This is a genomic window from Pseudomonas sp. SLBN-26 (assembly GCF_006715895.1).
GTDB lineage: Bacteria > Pseudomonadota > Gammaproteobacteria > Pseudomonadales > Pseudomonadaceae > Metapseudomonas > Metapseudomonas otitidis.
Map to the genome: position 1 here is coordinate 475,168 of NZ_VFOB01000001.1, position 14,365 is coordinate 489,532.

The window sequence follows — 14,365 nt, forward strand, 5'->3', positions numbered from 1 at the left end:
ACGTTTTTAGAGGTGCCCTGGCGGGCCGCCTGGCTGCGATGGGCTCGCAGCGGGCGCTGAAGCGGCCGTGGCAGGGGGACTGCCGGCGATGGGGAATCAGCGGAGGCGAAAGACCGCGTAGTCTACGCGTTGACGCATGGGTCAGGAAAGGGCTGTAGGACCTTGCGCGACGGATTCCGTAGAATGCCCACCCCGCCCATGGAGTGCCCCCATGCAGATCCTCGCTGACGAGAACATTCCCCTGGTCGATGCCTTCTTCGGAGGCTTCGGCACCATCCGCCGCCTGCCCGGCCGGGCCATCGACCGCGCCGCCCTGGGCGATGCCGAGGTGCTGCTGGTGCGCTCGGTGACCCATGTGGACCGCGCCCTGCTGGAAGGCAGCGCGCTGCGCTTTGTCGGCACCTGCACCATCGGCACCGATCATCTGGACACCCAGGCCCTCGACGCGGGCGGCATCGCCTGGTCCAGTGCGCCGGGCTGCAACGCCCGGGGCGTGGTGGACTACGTACTGGGCAGCCTGCTGACCCTGGCCGAGGACGCCGGCGTCGACCCGGCCAGTCGCACCTATGGCGTCGTTGGCGCCGGCCAGGTGGGCGGGCGTCTGGTGCAGGTGCTGCGCGAGCTGGGCTGGACCGTGCTGGTCTGTGACCCACCGCGCCAGGCTGCCGAGGGTGGCGACTACGTGGACCTGGATACCCTGCTGGCGCGCTGCGACGCCATCAGCCTGCACACCCCGCTGGAAAAATCCGGCGACCACCCCACCCATCACCTGCTCGATGCCACCCGCCTGGCCGCCTTGCGCGACGGCACCTGGCTGATCAATGCCGCCCGAGGCGCGGTGGTGGACAACCATGCCCTGCGCGACGTGCTGGGCCGGCGCCCGGACCTGCGCGTGGTGCTGGACGTGTGGGAGGGCGAGCCCGAGGCGGACCCGCAACTGGCCGCGCTGTGCCGCATCGCCACCCCGCACATCGCCGGCTACAGCCTGGACGGCAAGCTGCGCGGCACCGAGCAGATCTACCAGGCCTTCTGCCGGGCCCTGAGGCAGCCCGAGGCGGTGCGCCTGGCCGACCTGCTGCCGGCGCCCTGGCTGCCCGAACTGGTTCTGGATGCCAGCGCCGATCCGCATTGGGCGCTGTCCATGCTCTGCCGCGCGGTGTACGACCCGCGCCGGGACGACGCCGACTTCCGCCGCAGCCTGGTGGGGGACGCCGCCCAGCGCCGCGCTGCCTTCGACGCACTGCGCAAGCACTACCCGGTGCGCCGCGAGATCGACGGCCTGCGGGTGCGCTTGCTGGGCGAGTCGCCCGCGTTGCAGCGCTGCATCCGCGCCCTCGGCGCGACCCTCGCCTGACCTGCGGCGCGCTGCCGCGCAACGGCGGCGCCTGCCTGTCGCCGGCGCCGTGCTATAACCCTTGGACTTCAAGCCCCGCAACCACGGAGATGGACGAATGAGCGACACCCAGAACACCCCCAAGTCGAATGCCGCCGAAATCCTCAGCAGCTATGACCTGAGCACGGCGAAGGACTTCGAGTGGACGGGGCGCAGCATGGACTGGTTCCTGCAGATGCTGGTGCGCCAGGCCAACGAACTCGGCGTGGAAGTGGGCATCACCCTCACCGTCGGCGCGGGCCTGGTCAGCGGCACGCTGATCTCCGTGGAGAGCTACTTCGACCTGTTCGCCCAGGAATACGCCCACTCCTGGCCGGAAGAGGGCCGCGAGGACATCCGCGCCACCTTCGCCAAGCTCGGCGTCATGGCCAAGTCCACCGGGGAAGACCCGAACCTGCTGCCGCCCCAGTACATCCACCTGCGTGATGTCAGCGTCTACGCCGCCGGTGGCCTGACCTGCACCGGGCTGACCCTGTGGCGCGGCACCCTGGCCTCGGTCACCGGTTTCAACCTCGGCACCCTCAGCTGATCCTGCCGACGGCCTGCGTGGCCGTCAGTACTTGCGCCTGACCGCCACGTCCTGGATGCCGTGGCCGGTGGTCAGGCGCAGGTAGTCCTTGTTGTCCCTCGGCGGCGTCTCCCCCAGTGGAATGCCGTGTCGCTCCACCAGCAGCGCATGGATATCGGCGCTGCTGGGCGGTCCGTCCCGTTCGACGATGAACGCCTGCGGGCTCCCGTGGAGCCGGTAGATGATTTCGTATCGATTGCTGCCAGGCATCTCGCGTCTCCGCTTGCGGCTGTCCGATGTTGGACGGCGGAATGTAATGAAGGTGCGGGGCATTTGGCGGCTTCAGGGGCTCCTCGCCGGTCAGCGCGGGCAGGGCGGTGGCGGCATCGTGGCGACCCATGAGCACTATCGAGCGGACTGATTTCCGCACCGCCAGGCCGGCTCCTAGAGTGGCGCCATCGTCCACATCGCCCTGGAGTCCAGCATGCACAGTGCCGAGATCATGTCCCTGGTCGGCTCAGCCGTCCCCGAAACCCTGCGCCGCGCCGGCCACCTGGCGTGCTGGCTGGTGGTGCTGGATGGCGCGGTGAAGGCCGGCCCCTTCGTCAGCCTGGCCGACGCCCAGGCCAGCCAGGCCATCTGGTTGCTGGAGAGCGCCAAGCGGCGCAAGCGCCAGGGTGCTGCGCTCGCCGCCTGACGGAAGGCTCAACCCAGCGTTGCGCTGTGCTCCAGCAATACCGACTCGTCGGCCTTCAGGCGGCCTGGGAGGAAGTCGCGGAGGAACTCCACCCAGGTGCGGATCTTCGCATCGAGGAACTGCCGCGACGGGTACAGCGCATAGATGCCCAGCGGGAACAGGCTGTGATGGGGCAGCACCCGCACCAGGCTGCCGTCTCGCAGGCCGTGCACCGCCGAGTACACCGGCAGCACGCCGATGCCCATGCCCGCCCGCAGCGCCTCGGTCAGCGCATCGGCGGTGTTCACCTGGAAGGGCGTCTGGGTGATGGTGATCATCTGCTGCCCGTCCGGGCCATCGAAGGTCCACTTGTCCAGCGACATCACCGAGTTCACCAGGCGCAGGCAGCGATGCCCCAGCAGGTCGGCGGGCTGGCGTGGCGCGCCGTGCTTGGCGATGTAGCCGGGGGAGGCGCAGAGCACGCTGTAGGTGGTGCCCAGCTGCTTGGAGATGAAGCCCGAGTCCGGCAGCTCCTGGGCGATCACCACCGAAATGTCGTAACCCTCGTCGAGGATGTCCGTAGTGCGGTTGGCCAGGGTCAGGTCGAAGCTCACGTCCGGGTAGGTCTCGGCGTACTGGGCGATGGCTTCGATCAGGTAGTGCTGGCCGATGCCGGTCATGGCGTGGACCTTCAGGTTGCCGGCGGGGCGAGCATGGGCTTCGCTGGCTTCGGCTTCGGCCTCCTCGATGTAGCCGAGGATCTGCTCGCATCGCATCAGGTAGCGCTGGCCGGCTTCGGTGAGGGCAATGCGGCGGGTGGTTCGGTGCAACAGGCGGGTTCGCAGGTGGGTCTCCAGGGTGGCGACCGCGCGGGAAACGTAGGAGGTGGTCAGGTCCAGTCGTTGGGCGGCGGCGGTGAAGCTGCCGGTCTCCGCGACACAGACGAAGGCACGCATGTTGAAGAGGATGTCCATCAAGGGCTCCGGCCCGGAACGGGGCGCGAATTCTGGCATGAAGTGGTGCCGCCGATTATGGCCGCTGAGTACACAATGAATCACCTATCCGTGTGCTTATCCTGACCCCCGGGCGACACATAGAATCGCCGCCGTTACGGGCCACCAGAGCCCTTGCCATCAGGATTCGCCGCACGTGCCCCGCATCGATCGGCCCGGCTTGCTCCGGGTCAGCCTGTACGTCTGTTTCCCGCTCCTCTGTTCCTGCATCGACTCCAACGGCATCGCCCCAGCCAGCCAGGTCCCCGACCCGGCCGCGCTGGAGGTGGGGGCCGCCATCGCCTCGGCCGAGGCCCAGGCCGGCTGGCCCGCCAGCCAGTGGTGGCGAGCCTTCGGCGACCCGCAGCTGGACGCCTGGATGGACCGCGCCCTGGCCGGCAGCCCGAGCCTGGACATGGCCGCCGCCCGGGTCCGCCAGGCGCGGGCCCTGGCCCACGTGGTGGAGGCGGACGAATCGCCCAGCCTCGGCCTGGCCGCCAACGTGCAGCGCAAGCGCTGGCCCGACGACGCCTTCTATGGCCCCGGCGACCTGGCGCGCACCAGCTCGTGGAACAACACCAGCCAGCTCGGCTTCAGCTACCCGCTGGATCTCTGGGGCCGCGAGCGTGCCCGTGGCGAGGCAGCGGTGGACCGCGCCCGGGCCAGCGTCGCCGAAGCCCGCCTGGCAGCCCTGGAGCTGCAGGGCAACCTGGTGCGCGCGTACATCGGCCTCGCGCTCCATCACAGCCAGCTGGACATCGCCCAGGCCGAGCTGACCCAGCGCCAGCAACTGGTGGGGCTGGCCAAGCGTCGTCGCCACGATGGCATCGGCACCCGCCTGGAGGTGACCCGCGCGGAAATGGGCATTCCGCCCGTGGAGCGGCAGATTGACGAACTGCGCGAAAGCATCGCCCTCGATCACAACCTGATCGCCGCACTGGCAGGGGAGGGGCCGGGGGCTGCCGAAGCCATGACACGGCCGCGCCTGGCGCTGCTCAGGGACATCGGCCTGCCGCCGCGCCTGCCCCTGGAACTGCTAGGCCATCGCCCGGACCTGGTGGCGGCACGCTGGCAGGTGGCGGCCGAAGCCAAGGGCATCGAGGCGGCCAAGGCGGATTTCTACCCCAACGTCGACCTGCTCGGTGGTCTTGGCAGCTCGGCGGTGCAGGGCGGCGTGCTGGATTTCCTGCGCTACGACAAGCTCACCTGGGGCCTCGGCCCGGCGCTGTCCCTGCCGGTCTACGACGGCGGGCGGCGGCGCGGCCAACTGGTCGAAGCCAGCGCCGGCTACGACCTGGCAGTGGGGCATTACGACCAGACCCTGGTGCAGGCCATCAAGGGCGTGGCCGATGCCCTGGTGCGCCTGGAGTCGCTGCACCAGCAACAGCGCCTGGCGGAAGTCTCCGTGGCCCAGGCGCGACACGCCTGCGACCTGACGCTGCTGGCCCAGCAACGCGGGCTGACCGACTACAGCGAGGTGCTGCAGGCGCAGCCGGCCCTGTTCGAGGCCCAGCGCGTGGAACAGCAGGTGCGCGCACGGCGCCTCGCCGCCCAGGCCGACCTGCTGCTGCAACTGGGCGGTGGCCTGCCCCAGGAAGCCGGCCCCGCCCCTGAACACCTGACGCCCTCCGAACCCCGCTTCCGCCTGGCACGCCCATGAACATCGACGCTACCTGGACCACGGCGCTGCGCCGTGACCTCGCCCATTGGGCCCGTACCGAAGGGGTCACCTGGGTCTTCATCTTCAAGGCCCTGCTCACCGCCTTCATCGCCCTGTGGCTGGCCTACCGCCTGGAGCTGCCGCAGCCCGGTACGGTGCTTGTCACCGTGTTCATCGTCATGCAGCCGCAGAGCGGGCAGGTCCTGGCCAAGAGCTTCTACCGCATCATCGGCACGCTGCTGGGGTTGACGGTGATGGTGGCGTTGATCGCCCTGTTCAACCAGGAGCGGGTGCTGTTCATGCTGGCCATCGCCATCTGGATCGGCCTGTGCACCGCCGGCGCGGCACGCTACCGGGACTTCCGTGGCTACGCCTGCGTGCTGGCCGGCTACACCGCCGTGATCATCGGCCTGCCCGCCACCCTGCACCCCGAAGGCGCCTTCATGTCGGCGCTGTGGCGGGTGCTGGAGATCACCCTGGGCATCCTCTGCACCGGCCTGGTCAGCGCCCTGGTGCTGCCCCAGACCACCAGCGCCGACCTGCGCGGCACCTTGCAGGCGCGCTTTCGAGACTTCGCTGCATTCGCCTGCGAAGGCCTGGCCGGCAGCCTCGACAGCGAGCGCTTCGAAGCGCTCAACGCCCGCTTCGCCGCCGTGGCCGTGGGTCTGGAGAACATGCGCAACGCCACCACCTTCGAGGACCCGCACATGCGCATGCGCGCCGGGCGGCTGGCGCGGCTGAACAACGAGTTCATGGTCCTTTCCACACGCTTCCACGCCTTGCACCAGTTGCTCAAGCGCCTGCACCTGGGCGGCGCCCACCTGGTGCGCGAGGCCTTGCAGCCGTGCCTGGGCGAAGTCTCGGCGCTGCTGGCCGCGCAGCGCGAGCGCCTGGGCAGCGACGCCGAGGCGGCAGAGTTCGCCGAACGCCTGGCCGCCTGCCGGCAGGAGCTGATGCAACTGATCCGCAGCGGGCGCGGCTGGTTGGCCGAGCGCCAGGTGGACGAAGCCGGCGCGCTGGATTTCGATACCGCCGCCGAGCTGCTGTTCCGCTTCGTCGACGACCTCCACGGCTACGCCATGACCCTGGCCTCGTTGCTGGAACACCGCCACCACCGCGAGGACTGGCAGGAGAGCTTCCGCCCCCGCGCCAACCCCCTGGCCGCCGCCGTGGCAGGGATGCGCAGCAGCCTGCTGATCCTCGCCCTGGGCACCTTCTGGATGGCCACCGCCTGGCCCGCCGGGGAGACCTTCACCATGACGGTGGGGATGATCTCGGCCCTGGCCTCGTCCTCCTCCAACCCCAAGCGGCTGGCGCTGCAGCTGACCCTGGGCGCCACCGGCGGCGCCCTGGCGGGCATCTTCACCACCTTCTGCGTGCTGCCCTCGCTGGATGGCTTCGTCATGCTCTGCTGCGCCCTGGCGCCCACCTTCGCCCTTGGCGCGCTGCTGCTGTCGCGCCCGGCCTGGTCCGGCTACGGCGTGGGGCTGCTGGTGTGGTTCTGCCTGCTGTCGCTGCCGGGCAACCTGGTGCAGTACGACCCTTACCGGCTGCTCAACGAGTACCTGGCGGTGCTGCTGTCGATGACCGTGGCGACCCTGGCGGCGGCGCTGATTCTGCCGCCCAACCGGCCCTGGCTGTGGCGGCGCCTGGAGCACGACCTGCGCATGTGCGCGGTGCACACCGTCAGCGGGCGCATCCGTGGGCTGGTGAGCGGTTTCGAAAGCGGCACCCGCGACCTGCTGGCCCAGGCTTATGCCTTCTCCGCCGGGCGTCCGGACATCCAGCGCCGGCTGCTGCGCTGGATGTTCGCCGTGCAGGAGGTGGGGCACGCGGTGATCGAACTGCGCCTGGAGCAGGCGCGCCTACCGGCGCTGTCCTGCTATGCCGAATCCATGCCCTGGCGCCACGCCGTGCGCGCCATGGGCCGGGCACTGATCCGCCTGCTGATCCAGCCCGGCGAGGTCAATCGCCAGCGTGCGCTGCAGGCCGTTGAGCAGGCCATCGAGGCGGTGCGCGCCACCCCAGAGCCCTGCGCGCCACAGTTCGAGACCTCGCCGCTGCGCCGGTTGCAGAGCTACCTGCACTTCATCCGCACCTCCCTGCTGGACCCCCTGGCACCCTGGGCCGAGCACCAGGACGCCGGCACCGCCCCGGTACCCGCCCATGCCCCGTGAAATCGCCGTGCACGGCGTCTACCTGCCGAGCCTGACCCTGCTGTTCCTGATCACCCTGGTCGGTGGCTGGCTGATCGACCGCCTCGCCGCGCGGCTCGGCCTCTACCGCCTGGCCTGGCACCCCGTGCTGCTGCGGGTCTGCCTGTTCACCTGCCTGTACGCCTCCCTGGCCCTGGCCACCTACCGTTGAGAGACCCTGTCCGTGAAACGAATCATCAGTGTCGGCGCGACCCTGCTCATCCTCGCCCTGGCGGTGCTGTTGGTGCAGCGCCTGTGGCAACACTACATGGACTCGCCCTGGACCCGCGACGGCCGGGTACGGGCCGACGTGATCAACATCGCCCCCGACGTGGCCGGGCTGGTGGTGGAGATCCCGGTGCGCGACAACCAACGGGTCAAGGCCGGCGACGTGCTGGTGCGCATCGACCGTGCCCACTACGAGCTGGCCGTGCGTGACGCCGAGGCCGAGGTGGCCGCGCGCAAGGCCGACCTGGAGATGCGCCGGCTGAACGCCCGCCGGCGGGCGGACATGGACGACCTGGTGGTCTCGCGGGAGAACCGCGAGGACGCCGGCCACCTGGCCGACGGCGCCATGGCCCGCTACCGCCAGGCGCTATCCCGGCTCGACGCCGCACGGCTGGACCTGGAACGTACCGAAGTCCGCGCCCCGGTGGACGGCTACGTGACCAACCTCAACCTCTACCGGGGCGACTACGTGCACGCCGGGCAGGCCGGCATGGCGCTGGTGGATGCGCACTCCTTCTACGTCAACGGCTACTTCGAGGAGACCCGCCTGCCGCGCATCCGCCAGGGCGCGAAGGTGGAGATGCGCCTGATGAGCGGCGAGCGCCTGCTCGGTCACGTGGACAGCGTGGCGCGCGGCATCTACGACCGCGACAACCCGGAAAGCCGCGAGCTGGTGGCCGACGTGAACCCCACCTTCAACTGGGTGCGTCTGGCCCAGCGGGTGCCGGTGCGCATCCACCTGGACGAGGTCCCCGAGGGGCTGGAGCTGTCCGCCGGGATGACCTGCACGGTGGTGGTGGACGAGTCGCGCCAGGGCCAGCCCGGCGCCTGAGGGATTGTTGACCAGCACGTCACAGTCCTTGTGCTGGATCGCCCTGTAAGCCCCGTGGGGCGGGCATTAGAATGGATTCCGCCTCCCACGACAGAGGCACATGCTTGATCCACTTCACCGTTCGTGTGCGGTGTCGCGCAATACCTTCGGCCCGCTCGTGGAGGGCGGGCCGAAGCCCTTCTCAAGGCAATCGAGTACTAGAACCCATGAAAGCTTTCCTGTTGCTGGCGCTTGCCGGCCTGTCTCCGCTCGTCTTCGCTGCCTCGCCTGACCAGGCCGTTCCCGCCGAGGTCGAGCACTACCAGTACGGCATGGACCTGGACATCGCCCGCGTGATTTCCCGCAGCGAGGTCCCTGATGTGTGCGGCGTGGTGCCGGCCTACCTGACCTACGAGGACCACCAGGGCAAGGTGCACCGCCTGGAGTACATGGTGTTCGGCAACGGCTGCTCCAACGGCTGACCGCCCGCTCCCTGACAAATGCCCGGCCCGATGAGCCGGGCATTGTCGTTTCAGGGGCCCGCGTTTTGTAGGACGTGCCTGCCGCGTGGGGGCAGGCGTACAGCCTGTAGGAAATCCAGGCTGCCGATAGCGTGAATTCGCCGCCTGCTACCCGGCCGGCGACCACCCTCCAGACCTACGGGGACTGCCCATGAAAGTACTGACCGCCCTGGCCCTGGCGCTTCTCTCGCCCCTGGCCCTCGCGACCACACCCGCCATGGACGACGGCATCCAGACCAAGACCTACCACTACGGCATGAAGCTCGATGTGGCCAAGGTCATCTCCCACAGCCGCATCCCGGACGTCTGCGAGGTCGTCCCCGCCCACATGGTCTACGAAGACCGCCAGGGCGAAATCCACCGCGTGGAATACCGCGTGTTCGGCAACGGTTGCTCCAACTGAGCCGTCCCCCTGACCCACCCAAAAAGCCCGGCCATGTGCCGGGCTTTTTGCATGCCGCAATCCGGCCTCAAGCACCCCGTAGGATGGCGCTGAGCGCAGCGAAGCCCATCGAGCGGGAATACCCGATAGCTCCATGCAGACACGTAGCCCGGGCTTCAGCCCGGGAAGGGTGCTTGCCGCCCCGGACTGAAGTCCGGGCTACCGCATACGTGGCGCGCTCCACGTTCACCACCGGCATCAAGGTGACGTCGATGGTGGGCTGAAGCGGAACGCCGCCCGGCCCACCCTGCGCAAGGCGGCTCGGGTTGCCGCGGTGATGGGAACGAGCTTTGCTCGCGAACGCTCGACGTGGAATTTCCCTTCATTCGGCCGCCCCGTCGGCCATTTCCCTGGATGGGGGTAGGCCGGGCGGTGGTGGCCGCCTCGGCCGTTTTCCATGTGCGGGTGCCTGTCAGTCAGCCAATTCCGCGCGGTCGCGGAACTGCTCCAGCGCGGCGGGGTTGGCCAGGGCGTCGGTGTTCTTCACCGGACGACCGTGGACCACGTTGCGCACCGCCAGCTCGACGATCTTGCCGCTGATGGTGCGGGGGATGTCGCTGACCGCCACGATCTTCGCCGGCACATGGCGCGGCGTGGTGTTGTCGCGGATCACCCGGCGGATGCGCGCCTGCAAGGCCTCGTCCAGCGCCACGCCCTCGCGCAGGCGCACGAACAACACCACCCGCACATCGCCCTGCCAGTCCTGGCCGATGGCGATCGACTCCAGCACCTCATCGATCTTCTCCACCTGGCGGTAGATCTCGGCGGTGCCGATGCGCACGCCGCCGGGGTTGAGCACCGCATCCGAGCGGCCGTGGATCACCAGGCCGCCATGGACGGTTTCCTCGGCGTAGTCGCCGTGGGCCCAGACGCCGGGGAAGGTTTCGAAATAGGCCGCATGGAATTTCTCCCCGTTCGGGTCGTTCCAGAACCCCACCGGCATCGATGGGAAGTGCCGGGCGCAGACCAGCTCGCCTTTCTCGCCCACCAGGCGCTGACCCTGTTCGTCCCACACCTGCACATCCATGCCCAGGCCCTTGCATTGCAGCTCGCCGCGCCACACCGGCAGCACCGGGTTGCCCAGGGCGAAGCAGGAGACGATGTCGGTGCCGCCGGAGATGGACGACACGCAGAGGTCCGCCTTGAAGCGGCGGTAGAGGTAGTCGAAGCCTTCGTGGGCCAGGGGGGAGCCGGTAGAAAGCACCGTCTTCAGGCGTTCCAGCCGGTGGCTGCGGCAGGGCTCCACGCCGGCCTTCTCCAGGGCGGCGATGTACTTGGCGCTGGTGCCGAAGAGGCTGATGCCTTCGGCGTCGATCAGGTCGATCAGGCGTTCCGGGGCGGGGTGGAAAGGTGAGCCGTCGTAGAGCACCAGGGTGGCGCCCAGGGCGAGGCCGGAGACCAGCCAGTTCCACATCATCCAGCCGCAGGTGGTGTAGTAGAACAGCGTGTCCTCGGCCTTCAGGTCGCAGTGCAGGCCGTGCTCCTTCAGGTGTTGCAGCAGGGTGCCACCGACGCCGTGGACGATGCACTTGGGCACGCCGGTGGTGCCGCTGGAGTAGAGGATGTAGAGCGGCTGGTCGAAGGGCACGGGAACGAACACGGGCTCGCCGCCGGGCTGGTAGAAGTCGCCCCACAGCGCCACCCGCGCCGGGGTCTGGAAGTCCTCCGCCCTGGCGTCCGGGCGAGCATGGGGCACCACCAGCAACTGCTCCAGGCTGGGTAGGCGGGCGAGGATCTCGTTGAGCTTGGGCGTGAGGTCGAGAGTCTTGCCCGCGTAGTGGTAGCCGGCAGCGGCGATCAGCACCTTGGGCTCGATCTGCCCGAAGCGGTCGATCACCCCCTGGGTGCCGAAGTCCGGCGAGCAGGACGACCAGGTCGCCCCCAGGCAGGCGCTGGCGAGCATGCCCACCACCGTCTGCCAGGTGTTGGGCATGAAGGCCGCCACCCGATCCCCCACCCCGACGCCCAGCGCCCGCAGGCTGCGCTGCAACCCGGCGACCTGGGCGGCCAGCTCGGCATGGGAGAGCTGCACCCGGCTGCCGTCCTCGTCCACCGCCACCAGCGCCGGCGCGTCATCACGGCGCCGCAGCAGGTGCTCGGCGAAGTTCAGCGTCGCCCCGGGAAACCAGCGCGCATCCGGCATGGCCGGGCCTTCTTCCAATACCGCGCGGGGCGGCTGGTGGAAACGCACCTCGAACCACGCGGCCAGGGTCGACCAGAACGCCGGTCGGTCCGCCACGCTCCAGGCGTGCAGCGCGGCGTAGTCGGGCACGGCCACGCCATGGCGTTCGGCAACATGGCGGCGGAAGGCTTCCATCCGGGTGGCGGCGATTCGCTCGGGGCTCGGGCTCCAGAGAGGTTGGCTCATGGGGACATCCTCGTGCACGGGAATGCCCGAATAATGGGCCCTCCAGACACCGGGGGAAAGCCGGGTGCGGTGTACCTCAGCCGATGCCGTGGAACGGGCGCGCTGGCGTGAGCTGGTGCTCCCAATCGCGCAGGTGCAGCAGCACGTCGGCCAGGGCCTGGGCGGCGGTGGAGAGTTGGTGGCTGGCGAGGCGCAGCAGGCCGACGCGGCGTTCCACTTGCGGGGTGTCGAGGGGGACGCAGCGGGCGCCCAGTTCTTCCATCTGCTGGATGCACAGGCTGGGGACGGCGCTGACCCCCAGGCCCTGGGCGACCATGCGACCGACGGTGACCAGTTGGTGGCTTTCGAAAGCCACGGGCAGGTGGCCGTGGCGGGTGGCGACGCTGTCTTCCAGCAGCAGGCGCACGGCCGAGGGGCGTTGCAGGGTGATGAAGGGCTCGCCCAGCAGCTCCGCCCAGCTCACCGTGTCGCGTTCGGCCAGCGCGCAGCCGGCCGGCACCACGGCGACGAAGCGGTCGCTGTAGAAAGGTGTGAAGGCCAGGCCTTCCAGGCTCGACGGCTCGAAGGCGATGCCCAGTTCCACGCGGTGGCTGCGCACCATTTCCAGTACCTGTTCGTTGATCACGTCATGCACGGCGACGTTCACCTTCGGGTGGCGGTCGCGGAACGCCTTCAGCGCCACCGGCAGCAGGTTGCTGGCGAAGGAGGGCATGGCGGCGATGGCGACCTTGCCCAGTTGCAGGGTGAAGTGCTGGTGCAGCAGCTCTTCGGCGTCGTCCCAGTCGGCCAGCAGGCGCCGGGCTATGGGCAGCAGGGTCTCGCCCTCGGGGGTGAGGGCGACGCTGCGGGTGGTGCGCACCAGCAGCTGTCCGCCGAGGGATTCCTCCAGGGTCTTGATCGCCAGGGACAGGGCCGGCTGGGACAGGTGCAGGCGTTCGCAGGCCTGGGCGAAGCTCAGGCTCTGGGCGACGGCGAGGAAGGCGCGCAGTTGCTTGACGGTCATTTATCAGGATTTCGGATCAATACTGAGGAAAAACAAAATTAACAAATGAGTCCGTGCGCGAGAAGCTGCATCCCACTCACCGGCCGGCTGGCCAGGCAGAACAACAACAGAGGATCAGCGATGAGCGGACTCGACAAGCGTGTAGGCAGTTACGCGGAAGCCCTCGACGGGCTCACCGATGGCATGACCGTCCTGGCCGGGGGCTTCGGCCTCTGCGGCATTCCGGAGAACCTGATCGCCGAGATCCGGCGGCGCGGGGTGCGTGACCTCACCGTGGTCTCCAACAACTGCGGCGTCGATGGCTTCGGCCTGGGCGTGCTGCTGGAGGACCGGCAGATCCGCAAGATGATCGCCTCCTACGTGGGCGAGAACGCGCTGTTCGAGCAGCAGCTGCTCTCCGGTGAGCTGGAGGTGGAACTCACGCCCCAGGGCACCCTGGCCGAGAAGCTGCGCGCAGGCGGCGCCGGCATCCCGGCCTTCTACACCGCTACCGGTTACGGCACCCCTGTGGCCGAGGGCAAGGAAGCGCGCCAGTTCAACGGCCGTCACTACATCCTCGAACCGTCCATCACCGGTGACTTCGCCATCGTCAAGGGCTGGAAGGCCGACCATTACGGCAACGTGATCTACCGCCACACCGCGCGCAACTTCAACCCGGTGGTGGCCACCGCCGGGCGCATCACGGTGGTGGAGGTGGAGGAGATCGTCGAGCCGGGCGAGCTGGACCCGGCGCAGATCCACACCCCGGGCATCTATGTCGACCGCATCATCCAGGGCTCCTTCGAGAAGCGCATCGAAAAGCGCACCACTCGCTGACCACGACACGACGAATCCGAGGAAACCGACATGGCACTGACCCGCGAACAGATGGCCCAGCGCGTGGCCCGCGAACTGAAGGACGGCTACTACGTGAACCTGGGGATCGGCATCCCCACCCTGGTGGCCAACTATGTGCCCGAGGGCATGGAAGTGATGCTGCAGTCCGAGAACGGCCTGCTGGGCATGGGCGCCTTCCCCACCGAGGCGGAAGTGGACGCCGACATGATCAACGCCGGCAAGCAGACCGTCACGGCGGTCAAGGGTGCGGCGATCTTCGACTCCTCCGAGTCCTTCGCGATGATCCGCGGCGGGCACGTGGATCTCACCGTGCTGGGGGCGTTCGAGGTGGACGTCAACGGCAACATCGCCTCCTGGATGATCCCCGGCAAGCTGGTCAAGGGCATGGGCGGCGCGATGGACCTGGTGGCCGGTGCCGACAACATCATCGTCACCATGACCCACGCCTCGAAGGACGGCGAGTCCAAGCTGCTGCGCCATTGCAGCCTGCCGCTGACCGGGTGCGGCTGCATCCGCAAGGTGCTCACCGACCTGGCCTACCTGGAGATCGAGAACGGCACCTTCATCCTCCGCGAGCGCGCCCCCGGGGTGAGCGTGGAGGAGATCGTCGCCAAGACAGCCGGCCCGCTGGTGGTGCCGGACGATGTGATCGAAATGAGCTTCTGATTACCCTGCCGCCCCGACGCGCCGCCACCACGCATGGCGGTTCCCGGGGCGGTTTTTTATTGACC

General features: G+C 68.9%; 15 protein-coding genes. 11 read left to right on the forward strand and 4 right to left on the reverse strand.

The features are described 5' to 3' along the window. Nucleotides 1–211 precede the first annotated feature (211 nt). The gene (gene pdxB, locus FBY21_RS02260; RefSeq protein WP_142008346.1) at nt 212–1,354 is read left to right on the forward strand and encodes a 4-phosphoerythronate dehydrogenase PdxB; all 1,143 of its coding nucleotides are present in this window, start codon (nt 212–214) and stop codon (nt 1,352–1,354) included. A gap of 97 nt (nt 1,355–1,451) precedes the next feature. Beyond that, the gene (locus tag FBY21_RS02265; RefSeq protein WP_052807548.1) at nt 1,452–1,922 is read left to right on the forward strand and encodes a hypothetical protein; all 471 of its coding nucleotides are present in this window, start codon (nt 1,452–1,454) and stop codon (nt 1,920–1,922) included. Nucleotides 1,923–1,946: 24 nt separating this feature from the next. Here FBY21_RS02265 and FBY21_RS02270 read toward each other — a convergent pair whose 3' ends face one another. Further along, nucleotides 1,947–2,171, reverse strand: a complete 225-nt coding sequence (locus FBY21_RS02270; protein WP_074967884.1) for a hypothetical protein — start codon at nt 2,169–2,171, stop codon at nt 1,947–1,949. Between the two features lie 214 nt (nt 2,172–2,385). Between FBY21_RS02270 and FBY21_RS02275 the strand changes: the two genes are divergently transcribed. Continuing rightward, nucleotides 2,386–2,598, forward strand: coding sequence for a hypothetical protein (locus FBY21_RS02275; protein WP_142008348.1), 213 nt, complete (start codon nt 2,386–2,388; stop codon nt 2,596–2,598). An 8-nt stretch (nt 2,599–2,606) separates the two neighbouring features. On the opposite strand, the gene FBY21_RS02280 is transcribed toward FBY21_RS02275, so the two are convergent. Continuing rightward, nucleotides 2,607–3,551 (reverse strand): LysR family transcriptional regulator, encoded by a 945-nt coding sequence (locus FBY21_RS02280; RefSeq protein ID WP_044403693.1) that lies wholly within the window; start codon nt 3,549–3,551, stop codon nt 2,607–2,609. Between the two features lie 175 nt (nt 3,552–3,726). On the opposite strand from FBY21_RS02280, the gene FBY21_RS02285 reads away from it, so the two are divergent. The 6 genes from FBY21_RS02285 to FBY21_RS02310 all read left to right on the forward strand — a co-directional run bounded on the left by FBY21_RS02285 (nt 3,727) and on the right by FBY21_RS02310 (nt 9,387). Continuing rightward, a complete protein-coding gene (locus tag FBY21_RS02285; RefSeq protein WP_142008350.1) occupies nt 3,727–5,229 on the forward strand; it encodes an efflux transporter outer membrane subunit in 1,503 nt (500 codons plus the stop codon). Further along, nucleotides 5,226–7,406: an FUSC family protein gene (locus tag FBY21_RS02290; protein WP_044403689.1), complete on the forward strand. Its 2,181-nt coding sequence runs from the start codon at nt 5,226–5,228 to the stop codon at nt 7,404–7,406. Before FBY21_RS02285 ends, FBY21_RS02290 begins: the two co-directional genes overlap by 4 nt. Continuing rightward, nucleotides 7,396–7,596, forward strand: coding sequence for a DUF1656 domain-containing protein (locus FBY21_RS02295; RefSeq protein WP_142008353.1), 201 nt, complete (start codon nt 7,396–7,398; stop codon nt 7,594–7,596). The genes FBY21_RS02290 and FBY21_RS02295 overlap by 11 nt, the downstream gene beginning before the upstream one ends. Nucleotides 7,597–7,602: 6 nt before the next feature. Next, nucleotides 7,603–8,484 (forward strand): HlyD family secretion protein, encoded by an 882-nt coding sequence (locus FBY21_RS02300; protein ID WP_142008355.1) that lies wholly within the window; start codon nt 7,603–7,605, stop codon nt 8,482–8,484. Between the two features lie 206 nt (nt 8,485–8,690). Continuing rightward, complete coding sequence (locus FBY21_RS02305; RefSeq protein ID WP_142008358.1) at nt 8,691–8,945, forward strand: DUF2790 domain-containing protein; 255 nt, start codon at nt 8,691–8,693, stop codon at nt 8,943–8,945. A gap of 190 nt (nt 8,946–9,135) precedes the next feature. Next, nucleotides 9,136–9,387, forward strand: a complete 252-nt coding sequence (locus FBY21_RS02310; protein ID WP_044403681.1) for a DUF2790 domain-containing protein — start codon at nt 9,136–9,138, stop codon at nt 9,385–9,387. Nucleotides 9,388–9,838: 451 nt separating this feature from the next. Here the strand turns inward: FBY21_RS02310 and FBY21_RS02315 are convergent, their stop codons facing one another. Beyond that, entirely contained in the window at nt 9,839–11,794 is a 1,956-nt protein-coding gene (locus FBY21_RS02315; RefSeq protein WP_142008360.1) for an acetoacetate--CoA ligase, read from the reverse strand. 76 nt (nt 11,795–11,870) lie between these two features. Beyond that, nucleotides 11,871–12,797 (reverse strand): LysR family transcriptional regulator, encoded by a 927-nt coding sequence (locus FBY21_RS02320; RefSeq protein WP_142008362.1) that lies wholly within the window; start codon nt 12,795–12,797, stop codon nt 11,871–11,873. A 120-nt stretch (nt 12,798–12,917) separates the two neighbouring features. Here FBY21_RS02320 and FBY21_RS02325 point away from each other — a divergent pair, with 120 nt between their 5' ends. Continuing rightward, nucleotides 12,918–13,613: a CoA transferase subunit A gene (locus tag FBY21_RS02325; RefSeq protein ID WP_069560239.1), complete on the forward strand. Its 696-nt coding sequence runs from the start codon at nt 12,918–12,920 to the stop codon at nt 13,611–13,613. Between the two features lie 30 nt (nt 13,614–13,643). Then, entirely contained in the window at nt 13,644–14,300 is a 657-nt protein-coding gene (locus tag FBY21_RS02330; protein ID WP_044405779.1) for a CoA transferase subunit B, read from the forward strand. The last annotated feature ends 65 nt before the right edge of the window (nt 14,301–14,365 follow it).